The 18,395-nt window shown below is 64.5% G+C and carries 15 protein-coding genes, 1 tRNA gene and 1 pseudogene; 4 read left to right on the top strand and 13 right to left on the bottom strand.

The window, feature by feature from the left end:
- The 4 genes from EG19_RS10120 (at window position 1) to EG19_RS10105 (ending at window position 4,330) form a co-directional block, all read left to right on the top strand.
- Window positions 1-1,182: a thiolase family protein gene (locus tag EG19_RS10120; RefSeq protein ID WP_038050091.1), complete on the top strand. Its 1,182-nt coding sequence runs from the start codon at window positions 1-3 to the stop codon at window positions 1,180-1,182.
- Window positions 1,179-3,257, top strand: a complete 2,079-nt coding sequence (locus EG19_RS10115) for an LPS-assembly protein LptD (RefSeq protein ID WP_038050090.1) — start codon at window positions 1,179-1,181, stop codon at window positions 3,255-3,257. The genes EG19_RS10120 and EG19_RS10115 overlap by 4 nt, the downstream gene beginning before the upstream one ends.
- A 51-nt stretch (window positions 3,258-3,308) precedes the next feature.
- A tRNA-Pro gene (locus tag EG19_RS10110) sits at window positions 3,309-3,385 on the top strand.
- A gap of 75 nt (window positions 3,386-3,460) precedes the next feature.
- Window positions 3,461-4,330, top strand: coding sequence for a hypothetical protein (locus EG19_RS10105; RefSeq protein WP_152544030.1), 870 nt, complete (start codon window positions 3,461-3,463; stop codon window positions 4,328-4,330).
- Here EG19_RS10105 and EG19_RS10100 read toward each other — a convergent pair.
- From EG19_RS10100 to EG19_RS13725, 13 genes and pseudogenes are all read right to left on the bottom strand, one after another.
- Window positions 4,327-7,953 (bottom strand): sensor histidine kinase, encoded by a 3,627-nt coding sequence (locus EG19_RS10100; protein WP_038050088.1) that lies wholly within the window; start codon window positions 7,951-7,953, stop codon window positions 4,327-4,329. The two genes, EG19_RS10105 and EG19_RS10100, sit on opposite strands and share 4 nt — an antisense overlap.
- Window positions 7,950-9,608, bottom strand: a complete 1,659-nt coding sequence (gene hutU, locus EG19_RS10095) for a urocanate hydratase (protein ID WP_038050087.1) — start codon at window positions 9,606-9,608, stop codon at window positions 7,950-7,952. Before hutU ends, EG19_RS10100 begins: the two co-directional genes overlap by 4 nt.
- A gap of 42 nt (window positions 9,609-9,650) precedes the next feature.
- Window positions 9,651-10,619 carry a GHMP family kinase ATP-binding protein gene (locus EG19_RS10090; protein ID WP_038050086.1) on the bottom strand — a complete coding sequence of 323 codons (969 nt, stop codon included), beginning with the start codon at window positions 10,617-10,619 and terminating at the stop codon, window positions 9,651-9,653.
- Entirely contained in the window at window positions 10,597-11,841 is a 1,245-nt protein-coding gene (locus tag EG19_RS10085; protein ID WP_053335201.1) for a M23 family metallopeptidase, read from the bottom strand. The genes EG19_RS10090 and EG19_RS10085 overlap by 23 nt, the downstream gene beginning before the upstream one ends.
- Window positions 11,838-12,260: a TlpA family protein disulfide reductase gene (locus EG19_RS10080; protein WP_038050085.1), complete on the bottom strand. Its 423-nt coding sequence runs from the start codon at window positions 12,258-12,260 to the stop codon at window positions 11,838-11,840. Before EG19_RS10080 ends, EG19_RS10085 begins: the two co-directional genes overlap by 4 nt.
- A 45-nt stretch (window positions 12,261-12,305) precedes the next feature.
- The gene (locus EG19_RS10075; protein WP_038050084.1) at window positions 12,306-12,929 is read right to left on the bottom strand and encodes a sigma-70 family RNA polymerase sigma factor; all 624 of its coding nucleotides are present in this window, start codon (window positions 12,927-12,929) and stop codon (window positions 12,306-12,308) included.
- Between the two features lie 119 nt (window positions 12,930-13,048).
- The gene (locus tag EG19_RS10070) at window positions 13,049-13,360 is read right to left on the bottom strand and encodes an ATP synthase F0 subunit C (protein ID WP_038050082.1); all 312 of its coding nucleotides are present in this window, start codon (window positions 13,358-13,360) and stop codon (window positions 13,049-13,051) included.
- Between the two features lie 19 nt (window positions 13,361-13,379).
- Window positions 13,380-14,123 (bottom strand): F0F1 ATP synthase subunit A, encoded by a 744-nt coding sequence (gene atpB / locus EG19_RS10065; RefSeq protein ID WP_053335200.1) that lies wholly within the window; start codon window positions 14,121-14,123, stop codon window positions 13,380-13,382.
- 19 nt (window positions 14,124-14,142) lie between these two features.
- Window positions 14,143-14,493 (bottom strand): hypothetical protein, encoded by a 351-nt coding sequence (locus EG19_RS10060; protein WP_038050080.1) that lies wholly within the window; start codon window positions 14,491-14,493, stop codon window positions 14,143-14,145.
- Window positions 14,490-14,738, bottom strand: coding sequence for an AtpZ/AtpI family protein (locus EG19_RS10055; protein ID WP_038050078.1), 249 nt, complete (start codon window positions 14,736-14,738; stop codon window positions 14,490-14,492). The genes EG19_RS10060 and EG19_RS10055 overlap by 4 nt, the downstream gene beginning before the upstream one ends.
- On the bottom strand, window positions 14,735-16,174 hold the full coding sequence (locus tag EG19_RS10050) for an NADH-quinone oxidoreductase subunit N (RefSeq protein ID WP_038050076.1): 1,440 nt from the start codon (window positions 16,172-16,174) through the stop codon (window positions 14,735-14,737). Before EG19_RS10050 ends, EG19_RS10055 begins: the two co-directional genes overlap by 4 nt.
- A 3-nt stretch (window positions 16,175-16,177) precedes the next feature.
- Window positions 16,178-17,773, bottom strand: a complete 1,596-nt coding sequence (locus tag EG19_RS10045; RefSeq protein ID WP_081800106.1) for an NADH-quinone oxidoreductase subunit M — start codon at window positions 17,771-17,773, stop codon at window positions 16,178-16,180.
- Between the two features lie 13 nt (window positions 17,774-17,786).
- Window positions 17,787-18,395 (bottom strand): annotated as a pseudogene (locus tag EG19_RS13725) (hypothetical protein); the annotation flags it as partial.

Genomic DNA, 18,395 nt, shown 5'->3' with positions numbered 1-18,395 from the left:
ATGGAACCCGTTTACATCGTTAGCGCCGTTCGTACGCCCATCGGCAGCTTTCTTGGGCAGCTGTCCGCGTTGCCGGCCCCGCGGCTGGGGGCCCTGGCCATTTCCGAAGCGGTACAGCGAGCGGGGATTGAGCCCCAGCTGGTGGATCAGGTCATCATGGGGAACGTGCTGCAAGCTGGAGTGGGGCAAGCCCCTGCCCGGCAGGCCATGCGCTTTGCCGGCCTTCCCGACAGCGTGCCGGCGGTGACCCTCCACAAGGTGTGTGGCTCGGGCATGCGCGCGGTGATGATGGCCGCCAACGACCTGCGGGCGGGGGACGGCGCCATCATGGTGGCCGGGGGCATGGAGTCCATGTCCAATGCCCCATACCTCCTGCCAGGCGGGCGCAAGGGCTATCGTCTGGGTCACGGTCAGGTTTTGGACCACATGGTTTTCGATGGGCTTTGGGATCCCTACGGCGATAAACACATGGGCAACTGCGCCGAGCTTTGCGCCCGGGAATACGGTTTTTCCCGGGAAGAGCAGGATGCCTTTGCCCGGGCTTCCTACGAGCGCGCCATCCGCGCCACCGAACAGGGTGACTTTGCCGAGGAAATCGTGCCGGTGGAGGTGAGCGCGGGGAAAGGGCAAACCACCGTGGTTTCCCGGGACGAGGAGCCTTTCCGCGCCGATTTGTCCAAGATGCCCTCTCTCAAGCCCGCCTTCGAGCAAGGGGGTACCGTCACCGCGGCCAACGCCTCCAAAATCAACGACGGGGCCGCGGCCCTAGTGCTGGCCACCGAAACCGCCGTGAAGGCCCACAACCTCAAGCCCCTGGCCCGGGTGGTGGCCCACGCTTCCTTTGCCCAGCACCCCGAGTGGTTCACCACCGCCCCTGTAGGGGCCATCCGCAAGGTGCTGGAGCGCGCCCATTTGCGCCTGGAGGACATTGACCTCTTCGAGGTGAACGAGGCTTTTGCGGTGGTGGCCATGGCCACCATGCGTGAGCTGGCCATCCCCCACGAAAAGCTCAACGTGAACGGCGGTGCCGTGGCCCTGGGCCATCCCATTGGGGCCTCCGGCGCCCGCATCCTCACCACGCTCCTCTACGCCTTGCGCCGACGGGGCTTGAAGTTGGGGCTGGCGGCCATCTGCATTGGCGGTGGCGAAGCCACTGCCATGATCGTTGAAAACCTCGCGTGATCCTCGCTTCCCTCGTCCTCTTGGCTGCTACCCAGGTGCAGGGGCCGGTGGAGGTGACCGCCCGGCGGCAACAGTGGATTGCCGAAACCCTCTGGTGCGGCATTGGCGACGTGGTGGTCAAGTACCAGGACATCACCCTCCGCGCCAACCAGCTGGAGGTTGACACCAAGACCCTGAAGCTTCGGGCAGAAGGCAACGTGATCTTCGACCAGGGCCCCAACCGCTTGGCATGTCAGCGGTTGGAGTTTGATCTCAACACGAAAACCGGCACCTTTCACGAGGTGGACGCGTTTTTTGCCCCCACCTACCACTTCCGCGGGGAAACCGTGGAAAAGCTCGACGAGGACCACTACCGCTTCCGTCACGGGATCTTTACCTCCTGTGCCCTGGACGATCATTACCCACCCTGGCAAATTACCGTGCGGGATGCCACCGTGCAGTTGGAAGGCTACGGCCACTTCCGCGGGGCTGCCCTATGGCTGAAACGGGTCCCGATCTTCTACACCCCGCGCTTGCTTTGGCCGGTCATGCGGGAACGGGCGGCGGGGCTTTTGGTGCCGAGGATTGGCTATAACAACCGTCGCGGCGCCTACCTGGGTAACGCGCTTTTCTGGCCTCTTGGTCGCTCCTTCGATACCACCTTTTACTTTGACCTCTTCAGCAAGGGCTACGTGGGCCTAGGGCAGGAGCTGCGCTGGGCGCCCACAGAAAACGCCTACGGCGAGTTTTTGGTGAACTACTTCCGCGACCCCGATAGCAAGCGCTGGGAGTGGAAGCTGCAGGGCAAACACCGCCAGCTCCTCCCCGGCGGGTGGTCCATCAAGGCTGACGCCCTGGACCTCTCCAACATGGACTTCTTCCAGAGGTTCGAACGCACCTTTGACCCCAACGCCCTCCGCCGCCTGCCGGTGTTCCTCACCGTGACCCGCACGGTGGGGCACCAGACCTTCAACTTCCGCCTGGATCACGAAAAGACCTTCTTCCAGCCAACCCCAAATACCACCTCGGTGGTGGTCCTGGAGCGGCAACCCCAGGTGGAGTACCGGCTCCGCCCCACGCAGCTGGCAGGCTCGCCGCTGTACCTGTCGGCGGTGGCGGAAGCCTCCCACTTCCGAATTAACCGCTCGGCCACGCTGCGGGGTAAGTACTCCCGCGTTGACCTTTTCCCGCAGCTGGCGGTGTTGGTGCCCAGCCTGCCCTGGTTTTCGCTTACCCCCACGTTGGGTGCCCGGGCCACCTACTACACCGCCACCTACACCCGTGACCGCCAGGCGCTGGCCGATCAGTCGCTGCTGCGCCGCTACGGCACCGCTGGCTTGACGCTCACCGGCCCCAGCTTTTCCCGCATCTTTGCCACCAAAGACACCAAGCTTAAGCACCTCATCGAGCCCCGCTTGGAGTACGTTTACGTTTCCGACCCCGGCCCGCAGGAAAGGGTGCCGCTTTTCGACGAAAGGGACGGGGTGACGGTATCCAACCGCCTGCGCTGGACCGTGGCCAGCCGGCTTTTTGCCAAAACCGCCAACGGCACGCGGGAGCTCGGCTCGCTGGAGGTTTCCCAGGACTACTCGTTTTCCCAGCCGCTCACCACCCGCTACTCCCCCCGGCAGCAAAGCCAGCGGGGACCCCTGGGCTTGGCCCTGCACGTGAACCCCAGCGACAACCTGCTCCTCGACGCCCGGGCCAGCTACGATGCCATAACCAGCAAGCTTTCCTCGCTTTCCCTGGGCAGCATCCTGCGCTCCCAGAAAGGCTACGTGAACGTCACGTTCTTCTCCAGCTTCGACCCGCGAACCGGAAACACCAACTCCTCGCAGCTGCAGCTGTTTTTGGGCAGCACCGCCGAGGGCCCCTGGCGCTGGCAAAGCATGGTGGCTTACGACCTCTGGAAGAAAGACCTCCTCCGCCAGGAACACACCGTGAGCTACCGCGGGAGCTGTTGGGCGGTGAGCGTGCAAATCCGCGACTACCGCATCCCACCCCACCAACTGCGGGACTACCGGATCATGCTGGACCTCACGGGCATCGGCACCTTGTTTGACATCCGCGGGGGTCTCGAGGCCTTTGGCAAGTAGGCGTTTCCCTTGCGCCCTGGCGGGTTTTCCGCTAATCTCTTGCTCCCAGGTCGGGGCGTAGCTCAGCCTGGTAGAGCACACGGTTCGGGACCGTGTGGTCGGAGGTTCAAATCCTCTCGCCCCGACCATCCTCGAATCCCACCCACGTTGGCACGATCCTCGCATTGAATTCGACGCCGGTACACCGGCGCGAGGGGGTACGCATGAGGATTGGAAGGTCTTGGTTGTCAGTGGTCGCAGCGGCGCTGGTTGCCACCAGCGCCTGGAGCCAGGGCACGGTAAGCCCGCAAGAGGTGGTCACCCGGGCCTGCGAGGCCGCCGGTGGGGTCTCCAACTTTCGCAAGCTGGGTTTTTTGCGAGCGGAAATAACTTCCCATGAGGTCACCCAGGACGGCCAAACTTCAAGCACGAACAAGGTTTTGGTGTTCAACACCGAGGCCATTGCTCCCGTGCGTCTGGAACTGCCCGGTCTGGGCGTGGTGGCCGGCGATGACGGCTCCGGCGGCTGGGCTTTGGTGAAGGGACGCCCGGACCCCCGGCCCTCCACCACGGTGATGGTGAAGCGCATGGTAACCGCTGACGCCTTTCCCCTGCTTCTGCCCTGCAGCCTCACCTGGCCAGGGGTCGCGGTCACCGAGGTGGCACCCGCGCAGCTTGGCGACCGGCCAACTTGGCGCCTCACGGTCACCCTTGCGCGCAACTTCTTCCACACCCCCCAAATTGCCACGGTTTGGACCGTGGATGTGGACCGGGAAACCTACCAGGTGCTACGGGCTGAAAGTCCCTACACTGATTTGGGTAAGGGGGTGGTGGCCGATGGCATGCGCTTTTCCTGGGGCGGCTTTGTAACCGTGGCCGGCGTTCGCGTGCCCACCCAGCAAACGGTGGTGGGGCTCGATCCGTTGGGCCAGGAGAAAACCCACACCCGGCGGGATACCGTGAAGTGGGAGCGTTTGGCCACCGAGAAAACCGCCGACCTCTTTGAAAACCCCATTCCCCCCGAGCAGCGCCCCAGGCTCCCGGTGGGCAAACCGGTGAACATGCCCAATAATCCCCCGCCGCCCCGGCCTTAAGAGGCCAAAGGCAAAAGCATCCGCACTTCAAGACCCGGCGGGAGGTTGCGGGCTTCGGCCCGGCCTCCCGCCTTTTGGCACACCCGCCAAACCACCGCCAAGCCCAGCCCCGAACCTTCGCTGGTGGTGGAAAAGTGCGGCTCGAAAAGCCTGGGCAGGTGTTCCTCGGCAACCCCACCGGCGGTATCCCGCACCGACACCACCGCCCAGCCCCCCTCCCTGGCCAGCGCCACCGTGATTTCACCGGGCCCACCGGCCAAGGCTTTGGCCGAGTTGTCCAGGAGGTGCCGCAAAGCCCGCTGCAGCCAGGAGGGGTCCGCCACCACCGAAAGCGGCTCTTCCGCCGGCCGGAAAACCACCTGCACGCCCCGGCGGGCCAAAACCCGGTACTCCTCCACCACTTCGGCAGCCAAGTGGGAAAGATCCACCGGCACCGCCTCCCACTGCTCCAGCGCCACCAAGTTGGAAAAGCCCTGGGAAACCTCCTTCAGCCGCGCCACCTGCTGCAGGATTTCCTCCACCGCCAGCCGCGCCACTTCCACCACATCCTCCGGGCCTTTGGCCAGGGCCGCCTGCAGCTCCTCCACCCACAAGCGGATGGGCGTGAGTGGGTTTTTCACCTCGTGAGCCACAATGCGGGCAAGCTCGGTGAGGGAAGCCAGCCGCTCCGCCCGCGCCACCTCCGAAAGGTCCTCCAGCACCAGGCAAACCCTGCGGCTTTCGCCGGAAAGAGGCACCGCCGTAAGGTTCCACACCGCATCGGCTTGTCCCCGCGGGAACAACCTGGCCGAAGCCGGTGTGCCGGCCTGGGCGCGGGAAAGGGTCTCGGAAAGCGTGGGGCCGAAGGAGGCCACCAAACGCGGCAAACCCGCTTCCGCGCCCAGCTTTTTGGCGGCAGCGTTGGCCAGCACCACCGCATCCCCCTCCACCACCAGCACGGCGGCGGAGAGGTTTTCCAGGACCCTTTCCAAAAGGTCCCGCTGGCGCTGCAGTTCCTCTTGGCGAGCCTGAACCTCCGCAGCCATGGCGGTGAAGGCTTGCGCTAACGTGCCAAATTCGTCGTTGCGGAACTCTTGAGGAGCAAGCGTTGCCTGTTCACCTCGCCCCAGCCTTCGCGCCGCTTCCACCAGGCGCTCCATGGGGGCGGCCAGCCCGCGGGCCAAGGTTTCCGCCGCCCACAGGGCCAGAAAGGCCACCGCCAAGCCGGTGGCAAAAAACCACTCCCCGGGGGAAAAGCGGCTGCCCACCACCTCGGTCAAACCCAGCACCGCGACCACCAGGTTTTGGCTTTCCCGGCGCACCGGCAGAAAAACCGAAACCGTGCCGTTCACCTGCACCACCGGCTCCCGCCAGCGCCGCACGGTGCGGATGTACGCCTCCGGTGGAGGGAGCATGGGAACACCGCCGGTGAGGGCGGCGTCGGGGCGGCTGGTGACCGCAAGCAGGCTGGGGCGGTACACCGCCACGGTGACACCCAAATCCCGGACCAAGGTCCCCAAAAGCTCGCCCCGGGGCCCTTCGGCCATGGCCGTGCCCAGGGCCCTGGCCACCTCCAGCCGCACCTGCTCGCGCTCGCGGATCCACTGCCCCGGCAGCACGTTGGCCAAAAGGAATAGCGGCAAAAAGGCGCTGGTAAAGGCCAAAGCCCGCAGCCGTCCGGCAAAGCTGGCCCGCTCCCGCCACCACAGCGCCAGCCGACCCCGCACCTGCCACAGAAACAGCGGGGCAAAGGCCCAGAGGCCCAGGGCCACCACCAGCAGGAAGAAATCGGGAAGGGCGGGACGCATCCACGGCACCGCCAAAACCCAGTCGCCGTAAGCCCGGAGATAGGTGGGCACCGAGCGGTTGCCCACGATGGCCGAGCCCCACCACCGCTCCCGGGCCAGGGCTTCGCCCACCACCGCCGGGGGCAGCGGTCGAAACGGGGCACCCCGGGACATGGGGGAACCACCCCGATCGAAGGCTGCCACCGGCACGCCCACCCCCGAGGCCGCCAGCGCCGCCAGCACGTCGTGGGGTGGTGGCGGGGCCAGAAGCCGCAAGCGGAAACCGGCGGCCAGCTTGCGGGAGGCCAGCTCCTGGTCCCCCGCTTCCCCCAGCATGCCGGCTTCCCCCCAGGTGGCCACCGGCTTGCCCTCGGGGTCCTCCAGCACCAAGGCGGTCCCGGGAAGCACCTCCTCCACCTTGGCAAACGCCGCCAGCTCCCCCAAAAGCACCAGCCGCATGCCCGGGGCCGCCGCGGCCAGCTCCGAAAGCCTCCCCTCGGGTAACGAGCCCACCAGCGCCCGGGCCACCGAGCGCACCTCCCCCCACCGCGCCAGGGTGCTTTCGGTGCGGGCCAGGATGGCGTTGCGGGTGGCCCCGTCCCCGCCACCCGCCAGAGCCGCCGCCACCCCCAGGCTGGCAAAAGCCGCCCGCCCCTTGGCCGGCGCCGTGAGCGCCAGGAGCACCACACCAAAAGCCAGCCAGGCCCCGGAAGCGGTAGCCATGCCCCAGGCGAGGATCGGCCAGGTGAGCCAAAAGAGGTGCAAAGGCCGCCCGGGAGCCGGCAACAGCAAGACCAGCGCCACCAGCGCCAAGAGGTTGGCCAGCAAGACCAAAGGCGGGGGGAACAACGAAAACGCCAAAACCGGCTCCCCAAACTCCGCCAACAGCGGCGGAAGGGCCCACACCACCAGGCCGGCCAGGAGAGCACCGGTGACGCTGGCGAGCTTTTGCTTTTGCTTGGGAAAAGCCAAAAACAGCAAAGCCGCCGCCATCACCATCACCGCCGGCGCCAAGCCCACCGGCAGCCAGCCCACCGCTACCGCTGCCGCCGCCGCCAGCAGCAAGCCCCAGCGGAAAAAGCCAAAGGCGGCGTAGGCCAGCGGCACCAGCACCAGGGCCGCACCGGAAGCGGCAAGACCCCGTCGCACCCCCGGCCGCACCTGCAACCGCAAGGTGGGTCTTGCTTCCAAAGCCTCCACCAGCTCCGGCACCACCATGTGACCCCAGCCCGCGCTCACCCCTAAAGCCGAGCGGCTGCCGCTTTGGGGCAGGGACACGTTGGCCACCAGGCTTCCCACCACCCTCCCCGACTCGTACACCGGCTCGCGGCAAAAGAGCACCACCTCCCCCACCCAGGCTTCCGGGACCACCGCCCGGTCCCCCACCGGGCGCCACTCCAGCGGCAGCCGGGGGCGCTCCCCAACCCAAGCCACCGGTTCACCCCGTCCGTCCACCAGCACCACCCCACCCACCCCTGGCGGCAGGCGTTCCCAGCGTTCTCCCAGGATGGCAAAGGGCTTTTCCGGCTCGGCTTCGGCGCCGGTCCCGGCCAAGAGCTGGCCCAGGCGGGGTTCCTGCGCCAAAAGCGCTAGCTCCCCCGAAAGCCGCTCCACCTGGTGCCAAAAGCGCTGTTCCAGTGCCTTCGGCGAGGGAACCCGACGGGAGGCCAAATCCACCCCCCAAGCCACAAGGACCACGGCCGACACCACGGCGGCCAAAGCCCTTCGCCGCCACAGGCTCCAAAGGGCAAAAGCAAAAAGCAACAGACGGGGGATGAAGGACACGAGGGGGAGCTCAGGCCAAGGCCCGGCGGCAAGCGCGGCCAGCAGCCCCGCGGCCAGCACCCGCCCGGTCACGACCCCAGCATGGGGATGCGAATGCCGTGCCTCTTGGCGCAGGCTATGGCCTCCGGATAGCCGGCATCCACGTGGCGCATCACCCCGGTCCCGGGATCGGTGGTGAGCACCCGGGAAAGCCTTCGGGAAGCGGCTTCCGTCCCATCGGCCACCACCACCATGCCGGCGTGCAAGGAGTAGCCGATCCCCACCCCGCCCCCGTGGTGGAAAGACACCCAGGTGGCGCCGGCGGCGGTGTTCAAAAGCGCGTTGAGGATCGGCCAATCGGCAATGGCATCGGAGCCATCCCGCATGCCTTCGGTTTCCCGGTTGGGGGAAGCCACCGAGCCAGCGTCCAGGTGATCGCGACCAATGACGATGGGAGCTTGCACTTCGCCCCGGGCCACCAGCTGGTTGAGAACCTCACCAAAGCGGGCCCGCTCCCCATAACCCAGCCAGCAAATGCGCGCCGGCAGGCCCTGGAAGTGCACCTTCTCCTGGGCCATGCGGATCCACCGGCACAGGGACTGGTTTTCCGGGAACGTTTCCAAAATGGCGCGGTCGGTGCGGTAGATGTCCTGGGGATCCCCGGACAGCGCCACCCACCGGAACGGCCCCTTCCCTTCGCAAAACAGCGGGCGGATGTAAAGCGGCACGAAGCCGGAAACCTCAAAGGCGTTTTCCACGCCGGCCTTCAGCGCTTGCCCCCGCAGGTTGTTGCCGTAATCGAAGGTCACCGCCCCGCGCCTTTGCAGCTCTAGCATGGCCCGCATGTGCTCGGCCATGGTGCGGTAGGCCTCCCGGATGTAGCGCTGGGGATCGGAAGTGCGCAACTGCAACGCCTCCTGATAGCTCATGCGGTTGGGGACGTAGCCGTTGAGCTCATCGTGGGCCGAGGTTTGGTCGGTGAGAACATCGGGCACCACGTTCCTCTCCAAAAGCCTCCGCAAAAGATCGGCGGCGTTGGCCACCACCCCCACCGAGCGAGCCTCCCCTTTGGCCTTGAGCTCCAAGGCACGGTCAATGGCGGCATCCAAATCGTGAAACTTCTCGTCCAGATAGCCGGTGGCCAGGCGCTTGTCAATGCGGGCCTCGTCCACCTCGGCGGCCAGGAACGTGCCCTCGTTCATGGTGGCCGCCAGCGGTTGGGCTCCGCCCATACCGCCAAGCCCGGCAGTGACCACCAGCTTGCCCTTGAGGCTGCCACCGAAGTGTTTGCGGGCCGCTGCCGCAAAGGTCTCGTAAGTTCCCTGCAAAATGCCCTGGGTGCCGATGTAAATCCAGGAACCCGCGGTCATTTGCCCGTACATGGTGAGACCAAGGGCTTCCAGCCTCCGGAACTCCTCAGCGGTAGCCCAGCGGGGGACCAGGTTGGCGTTGGCGATGAGCACCCGGGGGGCATCCTCATGGGTGCGGAAGATCCCCACCGGTTTTCCCGACTGGACCAGAAGCGTTTCGTCGTTTTCCAGCTCTTTGAGGCTTTCCACCAAAGCCTCAAAGCACTCCCAGTTGCGGGCAGCCTTCCCTGAACCCCCGTACACCACCAGGTCCTGGGGCCTTTCCGCCACCTCCGGATCCAGGTTGTTCATGAGCATGCGCAGGGCAGCCTCCTGCCCCCAGCCCTTGCAGGTGAGCTCGCTGCCTCGCGGTGCGCGCACTGTACGCGGTCCTGCCATACCACGCCTCCCGCCCGTGTCAGGGCATGGTAATCCTAGCGCTTACTGGGGCGAAAGGGGAACCACGAAGCCTTCTGGACAGTGGGCCAACGCGGCTTGCGTAACCGCCGCGAGCTTTTCGGCCGGGGTCCAGAACAACACGCTCCCCCCGCCGCCCGCGCCGCAGGCCTTGCCGGCCCACGCTCCCGCCGAAAGCCCCGCCGCCAGCACCGCCGAAAGCTCCGGAGGGGCCACCTCCGGGGCCAGCTGCCGGCGGGCTTCCCACTCCTTGGCAATGGCTGCGCCCACGGCTCGAGCTTCGCGCTGGACCAGGGCTTCCCGGCACTCCCGGGCAGCCTCGGCAATGGTGCTGAGCAACGCCGCCACCCTGCGGTCCCCATCCACCCGGGCCCGGTACACCTGCCAGTTCACCAGCCCAGAGTGATGGGTAATGCCGGTGAAAACCACCAAAAGGTGCGCCGCCAACCACCTCCGGCCCACCGGCAGCCGCTCAATGACCTCCCCTCCAGGGCGCAGATGAATGGCCAAAACCCCAGGAAGCAATGCGGGGTAGTAGTCCTGAACCCCCGTGGGGGCCTGCAGGACCCGGGCTTCCAGGTCCTTGAGGGTCGCCACCAGCTGCCGCCGAGGCAGCTTCTGCCCACAAGCGCCCAGGCAAGCCCGGGCTAACGCCACCGCGTACACGGAAGAGCCGCCCAGCCCCGAACCCACCGGCAGCTGCTGCAAAACCCGCACCCGCACCCCTCCTTGCGGCAAAAAATGCCCCACCACCGCCGCCGTGAGGTCGTGCTCCGCATCGGCGGGGGAAAGCTCCTGCTGGACCCCGCCCACCTCGTGAACCACCCAGGCATCGGCGCAAGGCTCCAAAACCAAGCGCACCCCGGCCGAAAGGCTTACGTTGAGCGTGAGGCTTTGCGGGTGGAAACACCACAGCGGCCAGAGATCCAGCGTGCCCCCGGCCAAATCCGCGCGAGCCGGGGCAAAAACTTCAACGGCTGGAAAGCCCGGCAAAGGCAACCTCCAGTTGACCCTTTTCCAGCACCGCCGGGGCGGGGCAAGCCAACGCCGCCTCCAGCTTCATCTTTGCGGCATTGAAGGCTTCCAGGGCTTTTCCCGCAAGAGGCGGTGCGGGGTCGCTGCCGATGCGCGCGGGGTTGAGGTACCGCCCGTTTTGCGTGACCCGGTAATCCAAATGGGGACCGGTGGCCAGCCCCGTGGACCCCACGTAGCCGATGACCTCCCCTTGACTCACCCGCCGCCCCACCGTAAGCCCGGAAGCAAAGCGGGAAAGGTGCAGGTAAGCGGTGGTAAACCCTCCGGCATGGCGTATTTCCACGGTTTTTCCGCCACCCCCTTTCCACCCCACAAAGCGCACCACCCCATCGGCAGTGGCGCGCACCGGCGTGCCTTCCGGAGCCGCGTAATCCACCCCAAAGTGCGGCAGCCTGCGGCCCAAAATGGGGTGGCGCCGGGAAAGGGAAAAGCCCGAGGTGACGCGGGAATAGGGAAGCGGGGAGCGCAAGAACTGGCGTTTTAAGGGCCGGCCCAGCTCGTCGTAGTACCCCGCCTTGCCCTGGTGGAGGTACCTAAAGGCCCGGTACTCCTTGCCCTTGTTCACCAGCGTGGCGGCCAAAATGGGTCCGTACCCCAAAAGCTCGCCCTCGCTTTCCTGGCGAACAAAAAGCACCTTCACCTGGTCCCCGGGTTGCAAATCGCGGTGGAAATCCACCTGCCAGGCAAAGACCTCGGCCAGAGCGATGGCCAGCTCGTCTCGCTCGCCAAAGGCCGACACCGTGCCAAAGAGCGAGCCGGAAATGGCACCGCCTTTCAGGAGCACGGTTTCCGTGACCGGACGCTTCTTCACCTCGGCGGTGACAACTCCCGGCCCGGTTTTGGTCAACACCAGCTCGTCCCAGCCCAGCGTAAGGCGAAGCTCGTGAAGTTCCACACCCCAGAGGCGGTAGCAGACCACCGGTGCCCAAGCGGGCAGCCGACGGGGGTCCAGCTTGGTAGTAGCCTGGCGAACCCACAGCGCGGCCTCCGCTTCCCCAAGACCTAGCCGCCCAAACATGTCCGCCAGGGTTTCCCCCGGGTGGAGGCTGGTGCTGTGGGGCAGGTCCACCGCCGGCAGAGGCTTGACCGACAGGGGAGTTCTGGTGGCTTGCAGCGACTCTTCCTGGCAGCCCCCCATCACCAGCGGGCAGACGAGCACCACCAGCCGCCACCACCTCATGGTCGGGCGAGCGTCTCCATGAGCTTGCGGACGCTGGCCGGGTCAGGGCCGGCGGTGGTTTGCACTTCCCCACCTGGAGCGAGGACCAGCACCACCGGCGCCCGGCTGGCCCCCAGCTTGCGCAGCAAAACCCCGCGGCGGTCCACCACCCGCGGCCACGGCCCCGGGCCCAGCGTGGCCGCGGCCCGTTCCACTTCCGGCTCCTGGAAGATCACCACCGCTCCGGCAAAGCCAGCAGCCCCAAAACGCCGCTCCACCTCGCGGATAAGCGCCACGAACTGCGGGTCCTGCGGCACCCAGCTGTTCCACAGCACCACCACCGAGCGGTTCTCGGTCAGGTTTTCAAAGAAAAAAGGCTTGCCGTCAACGGTGACCAAGGCCTCGGCGGCCAGCAGGCTAAAGGCGAGGAGGACGCGCACGCCCCATGCTAGCAGAGCTGAGGTCGCCAGGGGAAACGCCGTGGGCTACTGCAGGTGCTTATCTTCTGTTTTTGCAGCTTTTTCCTTGCCCACCAGGTCGCCGGAGCGCAGGCGCCGGGGGGCGTGGCGGAGGTAGTTGTGGCGCTGGCCAAAGGCCAGAAGGGCCTTTTCCAGGGCTCGCCGGCCGCGGTAAAGGCGGGACATCACGGTCCCCAAAGGAATGGCGAGGATCTCAGCGATTTCCTTGTAGCTGTAACCCTCGATGTCCGACAGCAACACCACCACCTTGTAGCTGTGAGGCAGGCTCTTGATGGCGGCCAACACCTCTTGATCCCAGGAGCGCTCCAACAGCTCGTCCTCAGGGCTCTTCTCCGGCTCGCTGAGGATTTGCCCCTCCATGGTTTCTTCGAGCTCAGCAAAGTCCGCCTGTGGAGGAACCGCCTTTTGGCGCCGGTAGAGGTTGATGAAGGTGTTCTTCATGATCTTGAAAAGCCACGCTTTGAGGTTGGTGCCGGGCTGAAAGCGCCCCCAGTGACGGAAGGCCTTCAGGTAGGTCTCCTGCACCAGATCCTCGGCGTCCTCGCGGTTACGGGTCAGGCGCAAGGCTGTCTTGAGGAGTTGCTCCCGGAACGGGAGCTCGCTGAAATCAGCCCAAAGGTTAGCGCTCACCCGACACCTCCAGTTAAAGGATACGGAAACCGAGACAGGGTGTCAAGACCGCCGCAAAGGTAAAACCCACTGGCCCCAAGGGCCAATGGGTTCAACGCTTACCTGAAGCTAAGCTCGTCTTAGGCCAGCACCCTGAACGCGATAAGCAACGCGTAAAGCACCAGCGACTCGATAAAGGCCAGGCCCAGGATCAACGCCAAGCGGATGGCGCCGGCGGCACCGGGGTTGCGGCCCAAAGAGGTGCACGCCGCCGCAATGGCCTTGGCTTGCCCAAAGGCCCCAGCAAAAGCCGCGATGCCCAACACAAAAGCCGCCGAAATGTACTGCCACTGGCTCTTACCCGGGACCGCCCCAGCTTCCTCGGCAGCGCTTGCCGGCAAAGCCAGCGCCATAGCCAACAGAACCAAACCCAAAACAAGCCCTTTCCTCATACGTCCTCCTTCTGCCTTTTTAGTGTTCCTCCGCCGTCACCCCCGCGATGTACACCGCGGTCAGCATGACGAAAATGAAGGTCTGGATGGTCGAACCCAAAATTCCAAGGCCCATAAGCGGCCAAGGGATGGCAAAGGGGATCAAAGCCGTAAACACCCCGGTTACCGCGTGCTCTCCGAACATGTTCCCGAAAAGACGAACGGAGAGCGAAAGGATCCGCGCCAAATGGGAGATGATCTCCACCGGAAGCATGAGCGGCGCCAGCCACCAAACCGGCCCGATGAAGTGCTTGAGATGGCCCAAAAGCCCGTTGTGCCGGATCCCCACCGCGTTGTAAAAGATGAAGGTGGTCAGCGCCAACGCAAAGGTGGTGTTCAGATCTGCAGTGGCCGGCTGCAGGAAGAAGAAAAGGCCGAAGATGTTGCAGGTAAAGATGAAAAAGGTCAGGGCGGCAATGTAAGGCACGTAGGCCCGGCCGGTGCCGTGCCCAATGACGTCCTCCGCCAGGCCCCGCAACCCGCCCACAATGACCTCCATGGCCTGCTGCAGGGAGGAAGGGTGATCCAGCGAAAGGTGGCGCTTCACCCAGGTGCCTACGGCTGCAATCACCACCACCGCAAACAGGGCCATGATCACGTGATCGGGAAGCCACACGGGTTCGCCAAGCCCAAGTGACTGCTGCCAGCCCGGCGAAGGCTCGCCAAAGAGACGCAGCAAAAGGGCGTTGATTGGCTTGTAGAGGATCGAATGCTCGTGCTCCATCAAACTCCCCCTTAAAGCCCTACTTGCTCCGCACGCCGGCCCAGGTCCAGCCAACAACCGCCAGCGTCAAGCCTAAAGCCACCGCCCAAAGCTCCACCTGCCGCCGATACACAAAAAGAACCGCGAAAGCTCCTGCTAAAAAACCCATGCGGCCTGCCGCCTGCCAGAACAGGGGCCTGGTGAGCCTCGGACGCCCCGGCTGCAGCACCTGCCAAAGCACGTGCTCCAGCCAAAGCCCGCTGATGATAGCGGTGAGGAAGCTGAGCGTCAAGACGAGGGCAGCCCCGGGCCGGTGGGTCAAAAGCAACACCACCGCTGCTGCCCCCGCCAGGGGGGCACTCACAGGAAGGCCCGAGCCCATGACCTTCACCCTTCGTCCTCCTCCTCGCGGGAAAGCCTGAAGGCCACCCGCACGGCGTTGACGAATCCCGCCACCACCCCGAAACCGGAAAAGATGTAGGTCAGGTAGGGCTCGGTGCCAAAGACCCTATCCATCCACGAACCCCAGAGGTACCCGATGCCCAGGGCTATGGGAAAGGCAATGCCAATGCTGGAAGCCTCGGCTAACCGCCTGGCCGCTTTGAGCTTTTTCTCCCGATCGCGGGGCGCCGTCACCAGGGAACAATCATAGCCGCCGGCGCCAGAAACGCCAGCGCCGAGGTGGGGTAAACCCCGAAGAGCAACGTGGCCAAGGCACAAACGGCCAAAGCCCGCACGCCCCAGGCCTCGCTTAAGACGGCCACAGCCTCACCTTCCTCGGCGCTTGCCAGGTACATCTCCTTCACGATGCGGAAGTAGTAGTAAAGCGAAACCGCCGACATGATCACGCCCACCACCGCCAGCCAGGCGTATCCGGCATGCACCGCCGCGGCAAAGAGGTAAAGCTTGCCCATAAATCCAGCGGTGGGGGGAATGCCGCCCAGAGAAAGCAGGAAAAGCAGCATGGCGGCAGCCGCCAAAGGTTGCCGGCGGGCCAGCCCGCGAAAGTCGTTGACCTTTTCACCGGCGTACTCCTTCGAGGCCAAAAGCACCACCAGGCCAAAGGCGCCCAGGTTGGTGACGGCATAAACGAGCATGTAAAAGAGCACCGCTTGAGTCCCCAGCGCCCCACCGGAAACCACGCCCAGCAGTGCGTAGCCGGCGTGAGCAATGGAGGAGTACGCCAGCATGCGCTTGACGTTTTCCTGGGTGAGCGCCGCCACGTTCCCCCACACCATGGTGGCTGCGGCCACCCAGCTCAAAAGCAAACGCCAGTCCGGAGCCGCCGGCGCCAAACCCACCCACAGTACCCGCACCAGCATGGCAAAAGCGGCGGCCTTGGGTCCCACCGAGAAAAACGCGGTCATGGGCGTGGGGGCACCCTCGTACACGTCAGGGGTCCACACGTGGAACGGCACCGCCGCCACCTTGAAAAGCAGCCCCGAAAGCAGCAGGAAAACCCCCGCCGTGGCCACCACCGAACGCGGACCCGCTGCCAGCTTCCCGCTCACCTCCGCAAGGCTCAAGCTGCCCGTGACCCCGTAAATCAGAGAAAGGCCGTAAATCAGGATACCCGAGGAGAGGGCCCCCAGCACGAAGTACTTGGTAGCCGCCTCGTGGGACTTCACCTCGCCGCGGAAATAGCCGGCCAAAATGTAGGAGGAAAGCGCCATCAGCTCTAAAGAAACGTAAAGACCGGCCAGGTGCACTCCGGAGGCCAAAAAGCTCATGCCCAGGGTGGCAAAAAGGATCAGCGCGTAGTACTCCCAGGGGGCTTGCTGGGCACGCAAGAGGAAAGGTCTCGACAGCCAAACCACCAGCAACGCCGAAAGCAGAAACAGCAAGCGGAAGAAGAGGGCAAAGCGATCCAGCTGCAACATCCCGGCAAAAAACGTCTCGCTCCCCCGCTCCCCCACCACCACAACCCCCCCCATGGCCGAAAGGAGCCCCAGGTTGGTGAGGAAAAACGCCACCCGCTCGGAGGGTCGCCCCACCACCCCCACCAGCAGGATGAGCATGCCCATGCCGGCCAGGAGCAGCTCGGGGAGCAGCACGGAAAGTTGCGCGTTCATGGCCTACTCCGCAACCCCGTGGCCGGGTTTTTCCGCCGGGGGCGCCGGCAGACTGGCCGCGGGCGCTTGCAGGTACTGGGGGTCCACCACCTGCACCACCCGGCGGATGGAAGGCTCCATGATCTTGAAGAACGGCTTGGGGTAAAGGCCAATCCAGAAACAGAGCACCACCAACGGGATGAGGGTCCACTGCTCGCGGAGGTTGGCATCAGGGAGGTTCTTGTTTTCCTCGTGCACCACCTCCCCGAAGAACACCCGCTGGTACATCCACAGCATGTACGCCGCCCCCAAAACGATGCCGGTGGCAGCGGCCACCGCCCACCAGGTGTTGCGGTTAAAGGCCCCCAAAAGGATCGTGAGTTCCCCCACGAACCCGTTCAGCGTGGGAAGACCAATGGAAGCCATGGTGATGATCATGAACAGCGTGGCGTACACCGGCATGACCTTCGCCAAGCCGCCAAACTCCGAAAGCCCCCGGGTGTGCCGGCGCTCGTAGATAATCCCCACCAGCAAGAACAAGCCGCCGGTGGAAAGCCCGTGGTTGATCATTTGCAAAAGCGAGCCGGAAAGCCCCTGGGGGTTTAAGGCGAACATCCCCAGCATCACAAAGCCCAAGTGGGAAACCGAAGAGTAGGCCACCAGCTTCTTCATATCCTGCTGGGCCATGGCCACCAGGGCGCCGTAAATGATGCCGATGATGGCCAAAGCCACCATCCACGGCACCGCCCAGCGGCTGGCCTCCGGCAAAAGCGGCAGGGAAAACCGCAAAAACCCGTAGGTCCCCATCTTCAGCAAAACCCCGGCCAGGATCACCGAACCGGCAGTGGGTGCCTCCACGTGGGCGTCCGGCAACCAGGTGTGGAACGGGAACATCGGCACCTTGATGGCAAACCCCACGAAAAACGCCAGGAAAATCCACTTCTGCAGGGACAGGGGCATGGAAGGTGCCACCTTCATGAGCTCGGTGACATCGAAGGTGGGGGCGTTGCCCAGGCCAGGAAGGCCCACCAAAGCAAAGCCTGACGAGTTATAGAAGTAAAGGGCCAAAATACCGATGAGCATGAGCACCGAGCCCACCAGGGTGTAAAGGAAAAACTTGATGGCCGCATAGAGCTTGCGCGGTCCGCCCCAAATCCCAATCAAAAAGTACATTGGGACCAGCATTACTTCCCAGAACACGTAAAAGAGCACGAAGTCCAGCGCCATGAACACGCCCAGCATGCCGGTTTGCAGCACCAAAAGCCAAACGTAGTACTCCTTTTCCCGGTGGGTGATGGCGGTAAAGGAGGAGTACACGGCAATGAAGCCCAAAAGCGTGGTGAGAAGGATTAAAAGCACGGAAATGCCGTCAACACCAAAGAAGTACTGGGCACCAATGGCCGGGATCCACGGCTTTTTGTAAACGAGCTGAAAAGGTTCGCCGTTGGGATCGTAGCGGAACCACAGGGCCAGGGAAATCAGAAAATCCGCACCGGCGAAAAGCGTGGCCCACAGCTTAATGGCCTTGGTGTTTTCCTTCTTGATGAAAAAGATGATGAAAAGCGCGCCCACGAGCGGCAAGTAACAAATGATGTTCAACAGGTTGGAGAAAAACTCCATGGACCCCTCCTCCTTACCGTGAGAGCAACCACGCGGCGACCATCGCCGCCAAAAAGCCAAAGGTCATGATCAGCGCGTAACCCTGCACCAATCCCCACTGCACCCGCCGCAAGATGCGGCTGGCCACCTCGTAAAACTTGGCCACCGCATTGACCAGGCCGTCCACCACGTGCAAATCGAAAAACCCGGACAGAAACGATGTTCCCACCGTCACATCGCGGGTGCCGTTCACCGCGCCGTCCACTACCTCGGAATCAAACGCAAAACTCACCCGCGAAAGGCCCAACGTGCCGGCCACCACCGTTGCCCCGTACAGCTCATCCACGTAGTACTTGTTGGCCACCAGCTGGTACAGGCGGGGGAAACGCTCTGCGAAGCTCCGTGGCACGGCAAAAGCCTGCTCGCCGGTGTAAAAGCGGGTGGCGAGAAAAATCCCCAGCACCGCCACCCCCACCGAAAGCAAAATGAGTGCCCACTCCAACCCGAGACCCACGTGCCCCACCTCCACCACCGGCGCCGTCTCGTGCAGGAAGTGCTCGAAGAGGTTCACATCCACCCCGAACGTCAACGCCTTGCCCATGCCCACAAAACCCACCACCACTGAGCCCACGCCCAAAATCCG

It is taken from the genome of Thermoanaerobaculum aquaticum, assembly GCF_000687145.1.
GTDB classification, from domain to species: domain Bacteria; phylum Acidobacteriota; class Thermoanaerobaculia; order Thermoanaerobaculales; family Thermoanaerobaculaceae; genus Thermoanaerobaculum; species Thermoanaerobaculum aquaticum.
The sequence above is the reverse complement of the archived record's forward strand: the minus strand, read 5'-3'. Positions and strand labels throughout refer to the sequence as shown.

Excerpts from the sequence above, each read along its gene's own strand:
- EG19_RS10120 (WP_038050091.1), top strand. The coding sequence starts at position 1 with ATGGAACCCGTTTACATCGTTAGCGCCGTTCGTACGCCCATCGGCAGC.
- EG19_RS10105 (WP_152544030.1), top strand. The coding sequence starts at position 3,461 with ATGAGGATTGGAAGGTCTTGGTTGTCAGTGGTCGCAGCGGCGCTGGTT.
- hutU (WP_038050087.1), bottom strand. The coding sequence starts at position 9,608 with ATGGCAGGACCGCGTACAGTGCGCGCACCGCGAGGCAGCGAGCTCACC.
- EG19_RS10085 (WP_053335201.1), bottom strand. The coding sequence starts at position 11,841 with ATGAGGTGGTGGCGGCTGGTGGTGCTCGTCTGCCCGCTGGTGATGGGG.
- EG19_RS10070 (WP_038050082.1), bottom strand. The coding sequence starts at position 13,360 with ATGAGGAAAGGGCTTGTTTTGGGTTTGGTTCTGTTGGCTATGGCGCTG.
- atpB (WP_053335200.1), bottom strand. The coding sequence starts at position 14,123 with ATGGAGCACGAGCATTCGATCCTCTACAAGCCAATCAACGCCCTTTTG.
- EG19_RS10050 (WP_038050076.1), bottom strand. The coding sequence starts at position 16,174 with ATGAACGCGCAACTTTCCGTGCTGCTCCCCGAGCTGCTCCTGGCCGGC.
- EG19_RS10045 (WP_081800106.1), bottom strand. The coding sequence starts at position 17,773 with ATGGAGTTTTTCTCCAACCTGTTGAACATCATTTGTTACTTGCCGCTC.